This window comes from Exiguobacterium sp. s122, assembly GCF_018618475.1.
GTDB classification, from domain to species: Bacteria; Bacillota; Bacilli; order Exiguobacteriales; family Exiguobacteriaceae; genus Exiguobacterium; species Exiguobacterium himgiriensis.
In genome coordinates, this window is record NZ_JACSMD010000002.1 from 1 (window position 1) to 18,324 (window position 18,324).

At 53.0% G+C, this 18,324-nt stretch carries 18 protein-coding genes and 10 tRNA genes; 2 read left to right on the forward strand and 26 right to left on the reverse strand.

Translation table 11 applies throughout. The annotated features are described in order from the left end of the window. Positions 1-126: 126 nt before the first annotated feature. The 18 genes from KNP92_RS10655 to acpS all read right to left on the reverse strand — a co-directional run bounded on the left by KNP92_RS10655 (position 127) and on the right by acpS (position 7,354). Positions 127-203: transfer RNA gene (locus KNP92_RS10655), tRNA-Ile, on the reverse strand. A gap of 10 nt (positions 204-213) precedes the next feature. Continuing rightward, a tRNA-Arg gene (locus KNP92_RS10660) sits at positions 214-290 on the reverse strand. Positions 291-294: 4 nt separating this feature from the next. Next, a tRNA-Leu gene (locus KNP92_RS10665) sits at positions 295-382 on the reverse strand. Between the two features lie 29 nt (positions 383-411). Beyond that, positions 412-487, reverse strand: a tRNA-Lys gene (locus KNP92_RS10670). Between the two features lie 10 nt (positions 488-497). Then, positions 498-569 (reverse strand) — tRNA-Gln (locus KNP92_RS10675). Between the two features lie 7 nt (positions 570-576). Then, positions 577-652 (reverse strand) — tRNA-Asp (locus KNP92_RS10680). Between the two features lie 19 nt (positions 653-671). Beyond that, positions 672-747: transfer RNA gene (locus KNP92_RS10685), tRNA-Val, on the reverse strand. A 6-nt stretch (positions 748-753) separates the two neighbouring features. After that, positions 754-828 (reverse strand) — tRNA-Glu (locus tag KNP92_RS10690). 24 nt (positions 829-852) lie between these two features. After that, positions 853-944 (reverse strand) — tRNA-Ser (locus KNP92_RS10695). A 9-nt stretch (positions 945-953) separates the two neighbouring features. Continuing rightward, positions 954-1,028 (reverse strand) — tRNA-Asn (locus KNP92_RS10700). A 220-nt stretch (positions 1,029-1,248) separates the two neighbouring features. Beyond that, positions 1,249-3,375: a Tex family protein gene (locus KNP92_RS10705; protein ID WP_214840363.1), complete on the reverse strand. Its 2,127-nt coding sequence runs from the start codon at positions 3,373-3,375 to the stop codon at positions 1,249-1,251. Positions 3,376-3,447: 72 nt separating this feature from the next. Then, positions 3,448-4,248 carry an RNA polymerase sigma factor SigB gene (sigB, locus tag KNP92_RS10710; protein ID WP_034808700.1) on the reverse strand — a complete coding sequence of 267 codons (801 nt, stop codon included), beginning with the start codon at positions 4,246-4,248 and terminating at the stop codon, positions 3,448-3,450. Beyond that, positions 4,214-4,690 carry an anti-sigma B factor RsbW gene (rsbW, locus tag KNP92_RS10715; RefSeq protein ID WP_211780050.1) on the reverse strand — a complete coding sequence of 159 codons (477 nt, stop codon included), beginning with the start codon at positions 4,688-4,690 and terminating at the stop codon, positions 4,214-4,216. The genes sigB and rsbW overlap by 35 nt, the downstream gene beginning before the upstream one ends. Further along, a complete protein-coding gene (locus KNP92_RS10720) occupies positions 4,687-5,013 on the reverse strand; it encodes an STAS domain-containing protein (protein WP_034808704.1) in 327 nt (108 codons plus the stop codon). Before KNP92_RS10720 ends, rsbW begins: the two co-directional genes overlap by 4 nt. Positions 5,014-5,154: 141 nt before the next feature. Next, a complete protein-coding gene (locus tag KNP92_RS10725) occupies positions 5,155-5,505 on the reverse strand; it encodes a type II toxin-antitoxin system PemK/MazF family toxin (RefSeq protein WP_016510516.1) in 351 nt (116 codons plus the stop codon). Positions 5,506-5,510: 5 nt separating this feature from the next. Further along, positions 5,511-5,789 (reverse strand): hypothetical protein, encoded by a 279-nt coding sequence (locus KNP92_RS10730; RefSeq protein WP_214840365.1) that lies wholly within the window; start codon positions 5,787-5,789, stop codon positions 5,511-5,513. Positions 5,790-5,922: 133 nt separating this feature from the next. Further along, entirely contained in the window at positions 5,923-6,999 is a 1,077-nt protein-coding gene (gene alr / locus KNP92_RS10735) for an alanine racemase (protein WP_214840367.1), read from the reverse strand. Further along, positions 6,983-7,354 carry a holo-ACP synthase gene (acpS, locus tag KNP92_RS10740; RefSeq protein WP_214840375.1) on the reverse strand — a complete coding sequence of 124 codons (372 nt, stop codon included), beginning with the start codon at positions 7,352-7,354 and terminating at the stop codon, positions 6,983-6,985. Before acpS ends, alr begins: the two co-directional genes overlap by 17 nt. A 63-nt stretch (positions 7,355-7,417) precedes the next feature. On the opposite strand from acpS, the gene KNP92_RS10745 reads away from it, so the two are divergent. After that, positions 7,418-8,143: a rhomboid family intramembrane serine protease gene (locus KNP92_RS10745; protein WP_214840377.1), complete on the forward strand. Its 726-nt coding sequence runs from the start codon at positions 7,418-7,420 to the stop codon at positions 8,141-8,143. Between the two features lie 37 nt (positions 8,144-8,180). Here the strand turns inward: KNP92_RS10745 and argF are convergent, their stop codons facing one another. From argF to argC, 7 genes are read right to left on the reverse strand one after another with little or no spacing between them, the layout of a single operon-like run. Then, complete coding sequence (argF, locus tag KNP92_RS10750) at positions 8,181-9,107, reverse strand: ornithine carbamoyltransferase (RefSeq protein ID WP_214840379.1); 927 nt, start codon at positions 9,105-9,107, stop codon at positions 8,181-8,183. Continuing rightward, entirely contained in the window at positions 9,104-12,127 is a 3,024-nt protein-coding gene (carB, locus tag KNP92_RS10755) for a carbamoyl-phosphate synthase (glutamine-hydrolyzing) large subunit (RefSeq protein WP_214840381.1), read from the reverse strand. The genes argF and carB overlap by 4 nt, the downstream gene beginning before the upstream one ends. Continuing rightward, positions 12,120-13,169 (reverse strand): carbamoyl phosphate synthase small subunit, encoded by a 1,050-nt coding sequence (locus KNP92_RS10760; RefSeq protein WP_214840383.1) that lies wholly within the window; start codon positions 13,167-13,169, stop codon positions 12,120-12,122. The genes carB and KNP92_RS10760 overlap by 8 nt, the downstream gene beginning before the upstream one ends. Beyond that, on the reverse strand, positions 13,166-14,311 hold the full coding sequence (locus KNP92_RS10765; RefSeq protein ID WP_214840385.1) for an acetylornithine transaminase: 1,146 nt from the start codon (positions 14,309-14,311) through the stop codon (positions 13,166-13,168). Before KNP92_RS10765 ends, KNP92_RS10760 begins: the two co-directional genes overlap by 4 nt. Next, on the reverse strand, positions 14,271-15,050 hold the full coding sequence (gene argB / locus KNP92_RS10770; RefSeq protein WP_214840387.1) for an acetylglutamate kinase: 780 nt from the start codon (positions 15,048-15,050) through the stop codon (positions 14,271-14,273). Before argB ends, KNP92_RS10765 begins: the two co-directional genes overlap by 41 nt. Next, the gene (gene argJ / locus KNP92_RS10775) at positions 15,047-16,264 is read right to left on the reverse strand and encodes a bifunctional glutamate N-acetyltransferase/amino-acid acetyltransferase ArgJ (RefSeq protein ID WP_214840389.1); all 1,218 of its coding nucleotides are present in this window, start codon (positions 16,262-16,264) and stop codon (positions 15,047-15,049) included. The genes argB and argJ overlap by 4 nt, the downstream gene beginning before the upstream one ends. A 10-nt stretch (positions 16,265-16,274) precedes the next feature. Then, complete coding sequence (gene argC / locus KNP92_RS10780; RefSeq protein ID WP_214840391.1) at positions 16,275-17,300, reverse strand: N-acetyl-gamma-glutamyl-phosphate reductase; 1,026 nt, start codon at positions 17,298-17,300, stop codon at positions 16,275-16,277. 185 nt (positions 17,301-17,485) lie between these two features. On the opposite strand from argC, the gene KNP92_RS10785 reads away from it, so the two are divergent. Continuing rightward, the gene (locus tag KNP92_RS10785; RefSeq protein ID WP_214840393.1) at positions 17,486-17,938 is read left to right on the forward strand and encodes a YusW family protein; all 453 of its coding nucleotides are present in this window, start codon (positions 17,486-17,488) and stop codon (positions 17,936-17,938) included. Between the two features lie 35 nt (positions 17,939-17,973). Here KNP92_RS10785 and KNP92_RS10790 read toward each other — a convergent pair whose 3' ends face one another. Then, positions 17,974-18,291, reverse strand: coding sequence for a hypothetical protein (locus tag KNP92_RS10790; RefSeq protein ID WP_214840395.1), 318 nt, complete (start codon positions 18,289-18,291; stop codon positions 17,974-17,976). Positions 18,292-18,324: the final 33 nt, after the last annotated feature.

Below are 18,324 nucleotides of genomic sequence, written 5' to 3' on the forward strand. Positions count from 1 at the left end.
TGAGCCAGGATCAAACTCTCCAAAGAATTTGATATAGCTCTTGAAAATGACGAAGCTTGCGCTTCATTCAAAAATTGTAAAACTTTTTTGCCTCATCGTTCAGTTTTCAAAGTTCGTCAGTTAAAATGGTGGGCCTAAGTGGACTCGAACCACCGACCTCACGCTTATCAGGCGTGCGCTCTAACCGGCTGAGCTATAGGCCCATAATAAAAATGGTGCACCCTGAGAGATTCGAACTCCCGGCCTTTAGATTCGTAGTCTAACGCTCTATCCAGCTGAGCTAAGGGTGCGTATTGGTGCGGTCGAGAGGACTTGAACCTCCACGGTGTTAACCACCACTAGGCCCTCAACCTAGCGCGTCTACCGATTCCGCCACGACCGCAGCGTATAAAGTGTTACGAGGAATAAAAATGGTGAGTCATGCAGGGCTCGAACCTGCGACCCTCTGATTAAAAGTCAGATGCTCTACCAACTGAGCTAATGACTCAAATAAAAAGCTGGGCTGGAAGGGATCGAACCTTCGCATGTCGGAATCAAAATCCGATGCCTTACCACTTGGCTACAGCCCAACGTAAATGGCGGTCTCGACGGGATTTGAACCCGCGATCTCCTGCGTGACAGGCAGGCATGTTAACCCCTACACCACGAGACCAGATTACGCTTTATTTGAATGGTGGAGGATGACGGGATCGAACCGCCGACCCCCTGCTTGTAAGGCAGGTGCTCTCCCAGCTGAGCTAATCCTCCATATGATGGTGACCCGTACGGGATTCGAACCCGTGTTACCGCCGTGAAAGGGCGGTGTCTTAACCGCTTGACCAACGGGCCAGGAATGTTTTTCTAAAAGTTAAGTGGCGGAGACGGAGGGATTCGAACCCTCGCACCGGTTTCCCAGCCTACTCCCTTAGCAGGGGAGCCCCTTATAGCCTCTTGGGTACGTCTCCAAAATAAAATGGCTCCGCAAGTAGGATTTGAACCTACGACCTACCGGTTAACAGCCGGTTGCTCTACCACTGAGCTATTGCGGAACGTTGCTTGAATTTATCGAAGTAACGATTTAAATTGTAACCGCAAACCAGAAACCTGTCAATCACTTTTTTAGAAAAGCTTTAATTTCGCATGCCGTCTCTCGGCGACTTCTATAAGATAGCACGGTCCAAAAAGACCGTCAACACTTTTTCTTAAAAAAAGTTGAGCAAAATGATTTCATTTTGCTCAACCCCGACTTTCTTCTTTATATGCCCATCCTCAATTCTTAGGCGCGAGCATCGTCAAACTAATCCGTCCGCGATTCACATCAACTTGTTCAATCCAGACCGTCACGATGTCTCCGACCGCGACCACATCAAGCGGGTGCTTTACGTAACGGTTCGACAGTTTCGATATATGGACAAGCCCGTCTTGTTTGACGCCGATATCAATAAACGCCCCGAAGTCGATGACGTTCCGCACCGTCCCTTGGAACTCCATCCCAACTTGAAGGTCTTCTAAGTTCATGACGTCAGTCCGAAGCAACGGTTTTTGAATGTCTTCGCGCGGATCGCGTCCCGGTTTTGCGAGCGACTTCAGGATGTCCTCGATCGTCGGTAGTCCGGCACCCAACTTTTCACCGAGCGCACTCGCATCAACAGTCTTTAATCGGTCCCGCAGTTCGGCCGTCCCGACCGCTTGCTTCGAGACACCGAGTTCTTTCAATAGTGAGAGTGTCAGCTTATAACTCTCGGGGTGAATCTCAGTCTGATCGAGCACGTCGCTGCCGTTCGTGATTCGTAAAAAGCCGGCAGCTTGCTCAAACGCTTTGGCACCAAGGCGCGGTACTTTTTTGATTTCTTTCCGCGTATCGAACCGTCCGAACTCATCGCGATACGCCACGATGTTCTTCGCCGTCGTCTTGTTTAAGCCTGATACATACGTCAAAAGCGATTCCGAGGCCCGGTTCACATCGACCCCGACCATGTTAACGACACTTTCGACGACGAATTCGAGCGAAGCCTTCAGTTTGTTTTGACTGACGTCATGCTGATACTGGCCGACCCCGACAGATTGCGGATCAACTTTGACGAGTTCGGCCATCGCGTCTTGAATCCGTCTCGCAATCGAGACGGCAGACCGTTCTTCGACCTTCAGCTCTGGAAATTCGGTACGTGCGACTTCTGAAGCCGAATACACACTCGCCCCAGCTTCGTTTACGATTGCATACGCAATCTCACGCTCGGCTTTTTTTAACCAGTCCGAAACGAACTGCTCCGTTTCGCGTGACGCGGTACCGTTTCCGATGACAATGACAGAAATCGGATACTTCTTCACGAGTGAGGCGAGCACTTTTTCGGAACCCGCGACGTCGTGCTTCGGTGCCGTCGGATAAAACACACCGACTTCTTCGACTTTTCCAATCTCATTGACAACGGCCCATTTACAACCGGTCCGATACGCCGGATCAATCCCGAGCACCACGACTTCCCGAAGAGGCGGTTGCATGTAGAGCTGCTTCAAGTTTTTAGCGAAGACGTCAATCGCCTGCTCTTCAGCCGTCTCGGTCAATTCACCGCGAATCTCGCGTTCGATCGCTGGAAATACCGATTTTTTGTACGCTTCTTTCATAGCTAAAGTGACGAGTTCACGTTTCTCGGCCGGTAATCGTTCGAACGGACGTAACGCCTGGTTCATGAACGTCGTCTCATCAAACACGAGTTTGACTTGAAGAACGTCCGTCCGCTCTCCGCGATTCAAAGCGAGGACACGGTGCGGAACAATCCCGGCAACTTTTTCTTCGTACTCGTAATACTGTGCGAAGATCTCTTTCTCATCTTCCGCCTGCTTTTTCTTTTGTGACCGAAGAAGCGCTTCTTTCCGGACACGGGTCCGCAGTGTTTGACGAAGCGACGCTGTTTCGCCCCACTCTTCCCCAATAATCGCTTGGACGAACGGTAATGCTTCGTCGAGCGGTGTCTCTCCGGCAAGCTGCTGTGCGTCTTTCAACGAATAAGCGGACGGGTTACGATACCAGTCGGCGAGCGGCTGCAACCCTTTCTCGCGACCTTGTTCGGCTTTCGTCCGTCGCTTCGGCCGGTACGGCAAATAGATGTCGTCGACTTGTTGTAGCGTCGTCGCAGTTTCGAGCGCACGTGCCAATTCCGGCGTCGCCTTCTCGAGTTCTTCTAGTTTCGCGAGCACGTCGCTCTTTCGTTTCTGCAAGTTCTCTTCATATTGTAGTGCGTCAAGAATCGCTTTGATTTCGACTTCGTCGAGGTTTCCCGTCATCTCTTTACGGTAACGGGCCATAAACGGGATGGTCGCCCCGTCAGCGGCGAGTTGTTTTACCGTCTCGACTTGACTCTCTTTTACTTGGAGTGCTTTTGCGACTTTCGTGATCAAACGAATCACTTCCTTTTCTAGTCTCTACTATGAAGTGTAGCAAAGAGAGAACAACAAAAAAACGATGACTCCTCAGTCATCGCTAGAAAACACTTCATTGAGCGGCACTTTGATGGCCTCACGTAACTTCTCGAGGGCACGACGCTGCAAGCGTGATACATGCATCTGCGAGATGCCGAGCAATTCGCCCGTCTCTTTTTGGCTCATGTTTTTATAGTAGGCACATTCTAAAATGGCCTGTTCTCGTTCGTTCAATACACTGAACGCCTTTTCGAGAATGAGTCGCTGATCGACGGACTCGTAACCCCGTTCTTGACTACCGACGAGATCGAGTAGCGTGACGGTGCTACCTTCATTATCCGCTTCAATCGAGCTATCGACCGAGAGAGCTTGATAACTCTTACCCATCTCGAGCGTCTCAAGAATCTCTTCATCAGAGACCCCAAGATGATCGGCAATCTCGTCGATTCGCGGTGAGCGTTGAAGCTCCGTCGTCAACTCTTCGACCGTCTTCTTAATCTTTGGCCCGAGTTCTTTAATGCGACGGGGCACGTGGACGCTCCATGTTTTGTCACGAATGAATCGCTTGATTTCCCCGATGATCGTCGGGACGGCAAACGATTCAAAACTACGTCCGAATTCTGGGTCGAAACGGCGGAGCGCTGCGAGCAGTCCAATCATCCCGACTTGGACGAGATCATCATGGATGGCCCGACCACGGGAGAACTTACGAGCGAGCGCCTCGACGAGGTCCGAGTAGCGATTGATCAGGAGCATCTGGACTTCCTCGTTTTGGTCGTCCTGCTGATAGCGTTCAATCCACTCTAGTACTTCATCATCACTGTGATGGCGTTGTTGAGATTTTGCTGGCACTCTGATCCACCTCGTCCCTGTTAAGGAGTTTCGTCATCGTCACTTTGACACCACTGTCTTTGTTGATCGAGACGTCATCCATTAACGCTTCAATGAGGAACAGACCGAGTCCTCCTTCGTGAAGCGATTCGATTTCAGTCGTCTCTTCGACTGGAGCCGCTTGGCGTTTCACATCATCGGCAAACGTCTTGCCCGAATCCTCAATCGTCATCTCTAAACGATCCGTGTATACGCCACACGTGAGTTTCACTTCACCTTCTTGGTCATCATATGCATGTTGAACAGCGTTACCACAAGCTTCCGAGACTGCGATTTTAATGTCTTCGATCTCATCGTATGTGTAGCCCATACGATTCGCGATTCCTGACACGACTAAACGGACCACACCGACATACTCTGGTTTGGCCGGGAACGTCATCACCGTCTGTTCGATGTTACTCATTGCGTGCCACCTCTTACATTCGTGTTAATCGAGAGCAATTTGTGAAGGCCAGTCAATTCAAAGAGACGATTGACACGATCGGTTACCCCGACGAGCGACAACTCTTTCTCATTGCGTGTTGCTATTTTAAGGGCACCGACGAAAACGCCGAGACCTGTTGAGTCCATATAATCCACTTCATCCAAATGAACGACGACGTTTTGCTCCGTGATTGCCGGATGCAAGACTTCTTTCAGTTTGGGAGCGGTATATGTATCCACTTCTCCGGATACGTAAAGGTGTAATTGATCTCCAATGACTTGCTCGCGAATCGCTAAATCCATCGTTATTCCCTCCTAAAGTTGCGCACAGAAAAATCGAGTACGATTAAATATAATTCCCTTGTTTCATAATCTTAAACCTAAATTTTTATTAATTTTTGAAAAAAAACCGATACCCATGTACCGGTTCTGTTCATATGTAAGCTAGAGCGGGATTAATCCCATACTAATCTCTAGCGCTCTGTCCACTTTGTGCATCGTCTCATCGTCAAGATGTGTCACCTTGTCCGTCAGACGACGTTTATCAATCGTTCGAATCTGTTCAAGCAAAATCACCGAGTCTCGTTCGAGCCCGTGTTTGACTTGATACACTTCCACATGAGTCGGCAGTTTTGCTTTCTGGATCTGAGCCGTAATCGCAGCGACAATGACGGTCGGGCTAAAGCGATTGCCGATATCGTTTTGAATGACGAGGACCGGACGAACTCCACCTTGCTCTGAACCGACTACGGGCGACAGATTCGCATAAAACACGTCACCACGCTTTACGATCACTCCGCTCACACCCCGCTTACTTGACGTAAGAGAGCATGTTCGGCTTCCGTCTCAATCATCAGCATCTCTTCTGCCATATTCAAATTAAACGCGGCCATCTCTTGATAGCCTTTCGCCAATTCTTCACGCAGTGCTTGTTGTCGATCAGCAATTTCTTTGGACAAGTACGTCACTACATCGTTCAATGACAATGATTCACGATCTTTCATCGAAATCGGACCCCCATGCTGCGAGAACCGATCTGGAACGGACGCCAATGCACCCGCTGTTCGCTGTTTCAACATCTTACACCTCCAGAATCGTTTCAATGGACTGGCGGAATGTTTTTTCCCGCGTTCTTTATCAATATAACACGCGAGTTTGGGAAAATATAGAGGATTCGAGAAAGAATTCAGATAATTTCACACGTTTTCTGATTCACACATAGTGTCTCGGCAAGCGGCTCGTCAACTGACAGACGACTTCATAATTGATTGTGTCTAAATGTGCCGCCAATTCATCGATTGGCACCGGACCCCCGATAAGTGTCACGTCGGTACCGATCGGGACTTCTTCTGGCAGTTTAATCATGAAACGGTCCATGCAGACACGCCCGACAATCGGACAACGTGTGCCATTGACATCGACTTCGAATCCGCTCGCCTTTCGAATCCAACCGTCTGCGTAACCGACCGGCACCGTTCCGATCCACTCATCTTCTGTCGTCGTGTATGTCGCCCCGTAACTGATGGTCTGCCCGGCTTCAAGCTGTTTCACTTGCATGAGTTTACTCTTCAGCGTGAACGCCGGTCGTAAAAAGGTGTAAAACGATGCCATCTCGTTTGACGGATAAAGCCCATAGATGGCGATGCCGACACGGACTAAGTTATAGGGCACGTCCTCACCGGCCATACGGATTGCCCCGGCCGAGTTCGACGTATGGATATACCGAAAGCGCGAAGCGAGCCCGTCCATCAATCGATCGAAACGGATTTGCTGCTCATGATAGAGTGCACTATCCGGCTCATCGGCCGTCGCAAAATGCGTATAGATACCTTCGAGGACAAAGCGGTCATCAGCCGTTTCAAGGAGCGCATCGAGTTCTTCCCGAGTCCGTAGACCGAGACGCCCCATTCCAGTGTCCACTTTTATATGCACGGTGAGCGGCCGGTCGTTCAGATGCATCTTCGCTTCTTCGAGCCAAGCCGCCGAGAAGACGGAGAGGATGACGTCGTGTTTTGCTGCGACACCTGCCGATTCAGGAAACTGTGCTTCCATGACAAGGATTGGTGCCTCGATACCGGCTTCGCGGAGTTCGATCGCTTCTTCAAGCAAAGCGACCCCGAGCATCGTAGCTCCGTTTTCGAGCGCAATCGTCGCGACCTCGACGGCGCCATGCCCGTATGCGTTCGCTTTGACGACAGCCATCAATTGTTGTGGGATGCGACGCTTAACCTCTTTCACGTTATGCGCAATCGCTGCCCGGTCAATTTCAATTTTACTTGGACGATACATCGGAATCCCCCTCTTCAATGATGACTTGGGCCACGGCGTATTGTTCACTATGGCTAATGCTGACATGAATCCGTCCCGGCGACGGTGCCGTCATGACTGGCCGTCCTGTCTCGTCGGGCAACACTTCAATCTGTTGCCACGACAATCCGCGAGCGATGCCGGTCCCGACTGCTTTCGCATACGCTTCTTTTGCGGCGAAACGGCCGGCGACGAATTCGATGCGACGGTGTTCCGGATAATTTGACGCGAGTTCACGTTCCGCTTCGGTCAAGAGCCGTTCCATGAACCGCGTCTTTTGGATCGAGCGAGCAATGCGCTCGAGTTCAACGAGATCGATGCCGATTCCTACAATCACAGGACACTCGCTCCTTTCCTTTTTCACTCGTTTCCTTATACAATTGAGGAAAGAGGTGATGCTATGTTTAGTCGTACTGAGAATGTTCAAACGTTCATCCGAGCATACCCGCTCGTAACGCTGTTCATTGTAATCCAACTAGTCGTGTTTGTCATCGATTCTTTGATGCCGGGGCTGCAGATTGTCGCACGGGGTGGGTCGTTCCATCTCGCACTCGCAGAGGGGCAATGGTATCGACTCGTGACGGCCAACTTCATCCATTTAGGGCTAGGGCACTTGCTGTTTAACTCGTTCGCCCTCATCATTTTCGGTCCGGCGATGGAGCGCATGGTCGGCCATGTTCGTTTCGCCCTGTTCTATCTCGTTGCCGGCGCCATCGCTAACTTGCTCACATACTTCACCGTGAGCCAACTGTTCTATCTACAAGCCGGTGCATCGGGTGCGATTTTAGCGATTCTTGGTTTCTACGTGTTCATCGGACGTTTCCGTCGGACGCTGATCGATAGCCAAGACGCGCGACTCGTCTTCATTTTCGTCGCCATCAGCGCCGTCTTCACGTTAATCGGTTCGAACGTTTCACTCTGGGGTCACGTGTACGGATTCCTCGCCGGATTCTTGCTCGCTTATCCATTGTCGCGCTATGCCGTGCCGTATGCACGACCGCTCCGATACGGGAAGTACAAGCCGCGCAAGTACGCACCGCCCATCATCCATACAGGTGAAGGGAAATGGATTTTTTACGTGATTATCGGACTTGCCGTCTTCGGTCTGTTCGCACGTTTCTTATGACAAAAGGAGCCTCGCCAGTCGGCGAGGCTCCTTTTCGTTAGGCGAGCAATGTGATCATGAGTGCTTTTTGGGCATGGAGCCGGTTTTCGGCTTGGTCGAAGACGAGCGACTGCGGGCCGTCAATCACATCCGCCGTCACTTCTTCGCCGCGATGAGCCGGAAGACAGTGCAGGAAGATTGCGTCGTCCTGGGCCGATGCCATTAACGCGTCGTCCACTTGGAACGAAGTGAAGTGAGCGAGGCGAGCTTCCGCTTCCTGCTCTTGCCCCATGCTGGCGAACACGTCCGTGTAAACGACGTCTGCCCCAACTGTTGCCTCAACAGGGTCATGATATAGCGTGACGCTGCCGCCGGTCGTCTCCGCAAGCGCGACGGCCTTGTTATAAATCGTCTCGTCGACCGTATAACCTTCCGGCGAGGCGATGCGGATTTGCATGCCACTTAATGCACCACCAAGCATGAGCGAGTGAGCCATGTTGTTCCCGTCACCGATATACGTCAATACTTTCCCTTGGCGCGAACCGAACGTCTCCTCAATCGTCAACAAGTCGGCGAGTACTTGGCATGGATGATGTGTGTCCGTCAACCCGTTGATGATCGGAATTGACCCTGCCGTCGCAAGCGTCTCAACCGTCTCATGGGCGTATGTCCGAATCATGAGCGCGTCGACGTAACGGCTCATCACTTGAATCGTATCCGTGATCGGTTCCCCACGTCCGATTTGAAGATCACTTCCGCTCAAGAAGAGCGGGTAGCCGCCAAGCTCGACGACCCCGACCTCGAACGAAATGCGTGTGCGAGTTGACGCCTTCTCAAACAACAAAGCGACTTTCTTGTCGGCAAGCGTCGTCTTGTAGGCCGCCGGGTCCCGTTTCACGTCGATCGCCAATTGAATCAGTTCATCTAAATCCGCCGGTGTCAATTCCTCGAGTGTCAACATGTGCTTAAACGTCTTTGTCGTCATAACGGTAATTCCTCCTTTGTGTGCATCGCTTGTAACGAGCGGACGGGCAACGCCGTCGTGTCGACCGTCGCTTGATAGTAACGGGCGAGGTGTTTCTCCGAGATGACGTGGACGCCGTTTCGGACCGCCGCCTCCCGCATCATATGTTCAGCCGGCACGTTCGAGAAGAAAACGGCGACGTGTTGGAAGTCGATGGTCGCGTCGAGCGGCAGGTCACCGAACGTTTCCCATCCTTCTCCGTATACAGTTTGTTGCCGCGCCATCACACGTGTCGTCGTCGCATCATAACAGAACCGTTCCGCGACGATTGGCGTAGGACTAAATTGAAGCGTCTCCCCTGTCGAGCGCATGATGGGTCCCGTGAGCGGGTCGACCCCCGGTAACTTCAAGCTCGAGAAAATCGGGGTCTTCACGGCATAACCGGTCAGTTGTTTCCGCTCATCCGGTACGATTGTTTCAAGCGCGTGACCAAGCGCGGCGAGCGTCGCCCATTCTACGAGCGGCTCACTAGTCACTTTGCTGACGATTGGGACAGTCCGTGACGCCCGTGGGTTAATCTCAAGGACGTAAATCGTGTCATCTTTCAAGACAAACTGGATGTTGAGTGCCCCGCGATACGCGAGTGCCTGACCAATCTGCTTCGTCATCTTGTCAATCTTCTGTTGATGGGCTTCAGTCGTCTCGACTGGCGGCATGACCATCGTCGAGTCACCGGAGTGAACCCCGGCCGCCTCGATTTGTTCCAAGATGGCTGGTACATAGACCGTCTGACCGTCCGTCACACAGTCGACCTCGAGTTCGCGCCCGGCGACGTATAGATCGACGAGGAGCGGATAGGCGAGGTCCGGGGCGATGCGGTCAAGGTCGGCTTTTGATTGTAAAATATGCATCCCTTTCCCACCGATGACGTAAGACGGCCGGACGACGCAGGGAAAGCCGATCCGGTCGACCGCGTCGTAAAGTCCAGCGGCCGTCCCGACTTCTTCTCCCGGGATGTGCGCCACACCAATCTCATCAAGAAACGCATAGAAGCGGTCCCGATCTTCCATTTGGTCGATGACATCAGCCGATGCACCAAGCAAGTGATATCCCGCCGCTTCGAGTCCATGGGCGAGCGCAATCCCAGTCTGGCCACCGAATTGGATGAGGACGTCATGACACCCTTCCGCTTCAAGAACGTGCGTGACGTCCTCTAGCGTGAGCGGTTCGACGTAAAGGCGGTCGGCGACCGTGAAGTCGGTCGAGACCGTCTCCGGGTTGTTGTTGATCATAATGGCCTCGATGCCTTGTCGTTGAAGCGCCCAGACGGCATGGACCGAGCTGTAGTCGAATTCGATGCCTTGGCCGATACGAATCGGACCCGCCCCGATGACGGCTACTTTTTTGGCCGTACTCGTTTTGACTTCCGTCTTTCCATGCCACGTCCCGTAAAAATAAGGGGTCTGGCTTTCAAACTCGGCCGCGCACGTGTCGACCATATGATAAACCGGGTGAATGCCAAGCGACGAACGCAGCTGCGTTACGTCTTCCATCGTGACGCCTGAGAGGGCTGCAATTTGTGCATCGGTGAACCCGAGGCGTTTCGCCTGTGACAAATTCGTCTCCGTTAACAAGTCGTCGGATTGGGTCATCGTGACGAGTGCTTCGAGCATCACCATGAAGTGCGGTGCAATCCCTGTCTTGTCCTCGAGTTCACGGCGCGATACGAGACCGCGGTCCATGAGCGCGAGGCAGGCGTGCAGGCGACGGTCCGTCGGGGCGAGCACTTCCTGCCACAACGTATCCGCATTAGCTTGCTTCATCCACAGCGGATAGAGTGGGGCCTGTTCAATGCCAGCACCACGCCACGCTTTTTGAAGCGCCTCTTCAAGCGTTTTTCCCATCGCCATGCTCTCACCCGTCGCCTTCATCTGTGGACCGAGGGCACGGTCTGTCCCTTTGAACAAGTCGAACGGGAAACACGGCACTTTCGCCGTCACGTAGTCGAGCGTCGGCTCAAAACTGGCCATCGTCCCGTTCGTCACCGGATTCAAGCAATCATCCAATCCTTCACCGAGGGCAAGACGTGTCGCAATCTTCGCAATCGGATAGCCGGTCGCTTTCGAAGCGAGTGCCGAACTCCGTGACACACGCGGATTGACCTCGATGACATAATAGGTCGGTTCAGTCGGATGGACGGCAAATTGAATGTTACAGCCACCGATGACACCGAGACTGGAGACGATGCGAAGCGCTGCGCTCCGTAACGTTTGGTGCATCGTATCCGACAATGTCTGGGCCGGGGCAAAGACGACCGAATCGCCTGTATGCACGCCGACGGGGTCGATGTTTTCCATATTACAGACGATGATGCACGTCCCTTTTTTGTCGCGCATCACTTCGTACTCGAACTCTTTGAAGCCCGCGATACTCTTTTCGACGAGACATTGCGAGATCGGGCTCGCCTCAAGGCCGCGCCGTGCCATCTCGTAGGCATCTGCCACGGTTGTCGCGATGCCGCCCCCTGTCCCCCCGAGGGTGAAAGCTGGACGGACGATAAGCGGAACACCTGCTGTTTTGATGAACGCATCGAGCTCATCGAGCGTCTCAATCGTCGTGCTCACTGGGAGCGGTTCGCCGAGTTCATGCATTTTTTGTTTGAAGCGTTCCCGGTCCTCGCCGTCACGAATCGTCTCAAGTGACGTTCCAAGTAACGCGATGCCGTGCTTTTCGAGCACCCCGGCCTCATCGAGCGCAAGTGCCAAGTTGAGCGCGGTCTGTCCGCCGACGGTCGCGAGCACGTGTGTCGGCTGTTCCGCCTCGATAATCATCTCAGCTTTCTCGAGTGTCATCGCCTCGATGTACGTCTTGTCAGCCATACCCGGGTCGGTCATAATCGTCGCCGGGTTCGAGTTGAACAGGACGACCTCACATCCTGCTTCTCGAAGCGCCTGACACGCTTGCGTGCCCGAATAATCGAACTCAGCGGCTTGACCGATAATAATCGGTCCGGAGCCGATGACGAGTACTTTTTTATGCATATACGTTCACCCCTTGTTGAATCATTTCATCGAATTGATCGAATAACGCCTGCGCCTCTTTTGGTCCAGGGCTTGCTTCTGGATGGAACTGCGCGGTTAAAATCGGTGCCGTCGGATGCTTTGTGCCCTCCACAGATAAATCGTTCACGTTCTCAAACAACAGCTCGAGTGGCGTCCGTTCGAGACTATCGCGCGTGACGACGTACCCGTGGTTTTGCGACGTCATCCATACCTCGCCTGTCAGGATATTTCGTACCGGGTGGTTTGAACCCCGGTGGCCATAGGTCTGCTTCTCAATCGTCGCTCCAAACGACAATGAGATGAGCTGATGCCCCATGCAAATTCCAAGCGTCGGGTAACGGAGCGCCACTTCACGGATCGTCTCAATCCGGTCCATCAAATCACGCGGGTCGCCCGGTCCGTTTGAGATGAGCACGCCGTCTGGCTTCAAGTGATGAATGGACACTGCCGACGTATCGTATGGCAACGTCGTGACAGCGTAGCCGCGCGCGAGCATCGCTTCGACCATCGAGGACTTCACCCCGAAATCGAGACAGACGATGTGCCCTTTTTCACTTACCCCGAGTTGTGTCGGCTTCGCGGTCGTGACCGTCTCCGTAATTTGTAAAAAGTCTCCGTTAATTTGGTCGCTTGCATCATTGGAGAGTAGTCCCCACTGATCACCCTCTTGACGGAGCGTGTGGACGAGCGTGCGCGTATCAATTCCAGACAAGACGGGAACTCCCGCATGTTCCAACCAGTCTTTTAATTCGTTTGACTGTCCGTTTCCTGCGAGCGTCTGTACAATCACGCCAGCCACTTGAATATCCGCACTTTCAGACGCACCGGCCTCGAGACCATATTGTCCAATGAGCGGATACGTGAAGACGATGACTTGTCCAGCGTACGATGGGTCCGTCAACACTTCTTGATAACCGGTCATCCCGGTGAAAAAGACGACTTCCCCTTTTCCAAGACGCGCACTCGTCTCCCATGTCCCGTTAAACGTCATTCCGTTTTGTAACGTCAATGTCCCGTTCATTGCACCAGCTCCTTTGTGACGACCTGTTCGATGATCGCGAGCGCGTCATCGATTTCTTGTTGACTGACGAGAAGTGACGGCAAGAACCGAATCACATCGGGTCCGGCCGCGACGACGAGAAGTCCCGCTTCCCGTAGTTGATTGATCAAATCGGCCACCGGTTTTGTTGCGACGAGACCGAGCATGAGACCGAGCCCACGTACATCGGTGAACGTGTCCCCGTCGACAAAACGTTCAAGTCCCGACTTCAAATATGCACCCATCGCTTGGACGTGGCTGAGCGCTGCATCTTCGAACAAGACAGCAAGCGTCGCTTCGGCCGCAGCCATGGCGAGTGGGTTTCCGCCAAACGTCGACCCGTGGCTACCGGCTTCAAATACGGCTTCCGCCCCAGGTGCCGTTACGAGCGCACCGACCGGAAATCCGCTACCGAGCCCTTTTGCGAGCGTGACGACATCTGGCTTGAGCGGGGTCTGTTCGAAGGCGAATCGGGTGCCAGTTCGGGCGATCCCGGTCTGCACCTCATCGATCACCACTTTGACCCCATGTTCATCCGCTTTCGCTTGTAATGCCGTAAGCCATGCGACGTCACCGACGACGACGCCACCTTCCCCTTGAACGACTTCAAGCCAGACAGCTGCCGTCTCGTCATCGATGAAGTCGAGTGCCGCGCTGTCATTAAACGGTGCGTGGACGAAATCGGATACCATCGGACCGAAACCGGCCTTCACTTTATCTTGTCCAGTCGCGCCGAGCATGGCGAATGTCCGTCCGTGAAACGACTTTGTGAATGAGACGATTTTCGTCTTGCCCGTCCATTTTCGAATCAGCTTGAATGCCGCCTCGTTCGCCTCTGTCCCGCTGTTACAGAAAAAGGCATGTGTCAAATGTGTACCGGCGACGAGTTTCTCCGCCACACGTTCCTGGCCACTAATTGTATATAGATTGGACGTATGCCAAACGTGGCCAAGTTGTGCCTCGATCTTTTCAAGGACAGCTGGATGGCGATGTCCGGTGTTGCAGACGGCGATGCCCATGACGAAATCGAGGTATTGTTTCCCCGTCGTGTCCGTCACGTACGATCCGTCTGCCTGTTTAATCTCAATGGCTCGTTGCCCATAAGTGGGAAGTAGTGCGTTCATGGTGCCCCTCCTTTAATTGTGTCCCTGGTGCTGTCGGGTTGTTCCCGTCTCGAATGATGGCGAGCGCGACACCACCGCTTAGCGCAGAGCGAAGTGCCTCTGTTTTTGGAATCATGCCCCCATAAATGTCTCCCGATTCAATGGCTTGTTGCATCTCGTTTACGGTCAACGTCTCATGGAACGTACCGTTAACACGAATGCCGGGCACGTCGGTGATCATCTCGAAGTGATCGGCTTCAAGGGCGCAAGCGACCGCGATGGCACAATCGTCCCCATTACAGTTGAGCGCACCGTTTTCTCCTGAGAGAATCGACGTCACGACCGGCACGTAGTGGTGTTGAACGAGTAACTCGATCAGTGACGCATCCACCGCCTCGACTTCTCCGACGGCCCCGAGGTCTTTAATTTCACGTCCGGTGAGCATCTGTCCGTCGACACCCGATAATCCGACCGCATTCACACCAGACCGACCGAGCGCCGTCACGATTTCTGTTTGCATCTCCCCCGCGAGGACACGCGTCGCCCCCGTCAACACGTCCTCCGTTGTCACGCGACGTCCGTTTTGAAAGACGGGCTTGATCTGTTGGCTCTCACAGTAAGCCGACAATCTCGGTCCCCCACCGTGCAATAAGATCAATTCATTTCCGGCTTCGACCCAGTTCTTCCACTCCGTCATATAATCCGGGTGTAGCGTGTCCCAGACGCTCCCGCCGAGCTTGACGACTTTCCGCACGCTCATGTCCGGTAACTCGCATTGATTTTGACGTAATCGTACGTAAGGTCGCAGCCATAGGCACTACCTGTCCCCGTTCCGTCGTTTAAGTCGATTCGGATGGCGACGATGTCTTGCCCCATCTCCGTTGAGGCGAGTGTCTCGTCGAACCAGACCGGCACACTTTTCGATAAGACGAGTTGAGAGCCGATATGGATGTCGACCCGACCGACGTCAATCGGTTCTTTCGTCGCCCCGACAGCTGCGATGATACGTCCCCAGTTCGCATCTTTACCATAGACCGCTGTCTTCACAAGCGAGGATCCGACGACCTGTTTCGCGATGATACGGGCCATCTCGTCTGTCTTCGCCCCGACGACGTTCACTTCAATTAGCGTCGTCGCACCTTCTCCGTCACGTGCGATTTGTTTGGCGAGGTCCTCGCAAACGTCCGTCAACGCTTTTGTGAATCGATGATATGCATCTGTTCCTGCCTTGATTTCTTCTGTGTCGGAAGCGCCGCTCGCCATGACGAGCACCATGTCATTCGTCGAACTGTCCCCGTCGACGGTGATGTTATTGAACGAGGCGTCAACGCTTTGTTTCAGTGCGACGTGTAACAGTTCTGGCGCGATGACGGCATCGGTTGTCACAAACCCGAGCATCGTCGCCATATTTGGATGAATCATACCGGAGCCTTTGGCGACCCCGGCGACCGTCACGAACGTGTCGCCATCCGCGTAACGGACCCCGGTCGTCTTCACTCCGGTGTCTGTCGTCAAAATTGCTTCAGCAAACGCCCCGGCCTGTGCCGCATCCGACTCAGGCGCCAACAATTCGATTCCGGCTAAGAGCGTGTCCATCGGCAACAATTGCCCGATGACCCCAGTCGAAGCGATCGCGACTTCATCCTCTTCAATCCCTAAATGCGCGGCTGCTTTCGCTCGCATCGCATAGGCGTCCGTCAATCCTTGGTCGCCGGTGCAGGCGTTCGCGTTCCCGCTGTTGACGAGGACGGCGCGAATCTTTCCGCTTGATGCTTGTAGCGTTTGTTTCGTCACTTGAATTGGCGCCGCTTGAAATTGATTGGTCGTGTAGACGGCCGCCGCACTCGCTAGATGTTCACAGACGAGCAGCGCCAAGTCTTTACGTTTTCGTTTCAATCCGGCATGTACGCCTGTTGCGTGAAACCCTTTCGGTGACACGAGACTCACCGGTGGACTCATCGTTAAATCTGTCATGCGATCCCTCCTATATGTACTGTGGTTGGGCAGTTAGCCCGAGCGCCTCATGGAATCCGAACCGGACGTTGACGTTTTGAATCGCCTGTCCAGCTGCCCCTTTTTGCATATTGTCAATGACCGAGACGATTGTGAGCCGTCCGGTCCGGTCGTCTTTATACACCCAGAGATCGCAATAATTCGACCCGACGGCCGTTCGAATCTCAGGCTCTCCTTGTTGCACCCGAATGAATGGTTCTTGTTCGTACACACGGCTCAATCGGTCAATCCATTCCGCTTCAGTCTGATCAATCGTTGGGACGACGTGCATCGTCGCCATGATGCCCCGGTTGATTGGTAAAAGGTGCGTGGAAAGGGAGACGGTCGTCTCGACCCCTGTCACGTGGTGAATCGTCTGTTCAATCTCTGGAATGTGTTGATGCGTGTGAATCTTATATAGCTGTACGTTCTCATTTGAGCGAGCGTGATGCGTCTTCGTGCTCAAGGCTTTGCCGGCACCGGTAATGCCCGAGCATGCGGAGACGATAATCTCGTCCGGCTCGATCAAGCCATCTGTTAGAAACGGCAGAAGACCGAGCGACACGGCCGTCGCGTAACACCCCGGGTTTGAAATCCAGTCCGCCGTCTTCAATGCTTCGCGATTCCATTCGGTTAACCCGTAAACGGCTTTCGCCTGGATATCCGCGTGAACCGGTGTTTTGTTGTACCACGTCGTATACGCCTCGCCTGAAAGACGTAAGTCCCCACTCAAGTCGACGACGACTCCTTCAAATGCGTTTAACTGCTGAATGTAGTGGGATGACACCCCGCTCGGCGTCGCAAGAAACAGCACGTCCACTTGATGCAGGTTTTCCGGATGAAACGGTTCAAGCCGCAACGCGTCCGTCTCCATCCATGGATACAACTCAGTCAATCGTACCCCCGCGCTCGAGTCGCTCATCACTTGCATCAACCGTAAGTTCGGATGCGCCGTAATCAGTTTCAATAGTTCCATGCCGGCGTATCCCGTCACACCGACGATTCCACACGTGATCATCTGTCGTACCTCCTCAAAAGAATAATCCGATTAAACCATACGTATATTTATACTGTCAATTGTATTTTTATACAAATTATTCAGGGGGAGTTCTTCGATGGCGGAAAACAGGTCGATCGAAGCATAGTTTTTGTACGACAAGGGAATGAACGGATTAGGTTGATTGTTCAAGGAGGAATGGTAGAATGAAACGTTTGAAATGGGCACTTCCGATTGCAGCATCACTCTTTTTGATGACCGGGTGCGGATCGTCTGATGAAGTCACGAACCAACCGAGTGACGCACCGGTTGAGGACGAGGCGAATACAGAGAACAATTCGATGTATACGTTTGAAAAGTTTGAACTTGAGGTCGACTATACGGACGTCGACGACGCCATCAAAGTCGACTATGAGGCAGAGAACGACTCGACCGAGGCTTCTTATGAACGAAAAGAAGATGACCAAAATTTGCGTGGGGACGAGGCGATGCAAGAACTCGATCCGGTCTTCGGCCAATTAAACTTCGACCAGGACACACCGGATGAGGACGTGTTGAATCAAATCAAAGCCGCGTTCAACATCGCGGACGATGCTAAAAAAATCGAAGTAGACGTCACGTTCACGGACGGAACCGACAAAGAATATAAGCAGGAATAACAAATGGCCAAGCGGATTCCGCTTGGCCATACGCATTAGATTTGATTTTTATGACGAGCCTCTTGAAGGGCGTCCACTAAATCTTTGACGTCTTCCACGAGGTTTTGGATTGTGTCTTGGTTCTCTTCATAGAGCGCCTTCAAATCCATGACACGGTCTTTCAAGCTCCCTTTCGGTGATGCTTGGAGGCCGACCGAATGTGCTTGTGTCGATGTGTCCGACGTCTTAAGGCGTGACTTTAACCCTTTCAGCTGACGTACTTGTTGCTCGCGAGTCTCGCGATGGAGAAGTGACGCACCTGCTCCGATGATGGCACCAGCGGCCAAACCCATCCAAAAGTAGTTCTTGTTCATTAAAAATCCTCCCCTAACGTGACGTTATCTTTT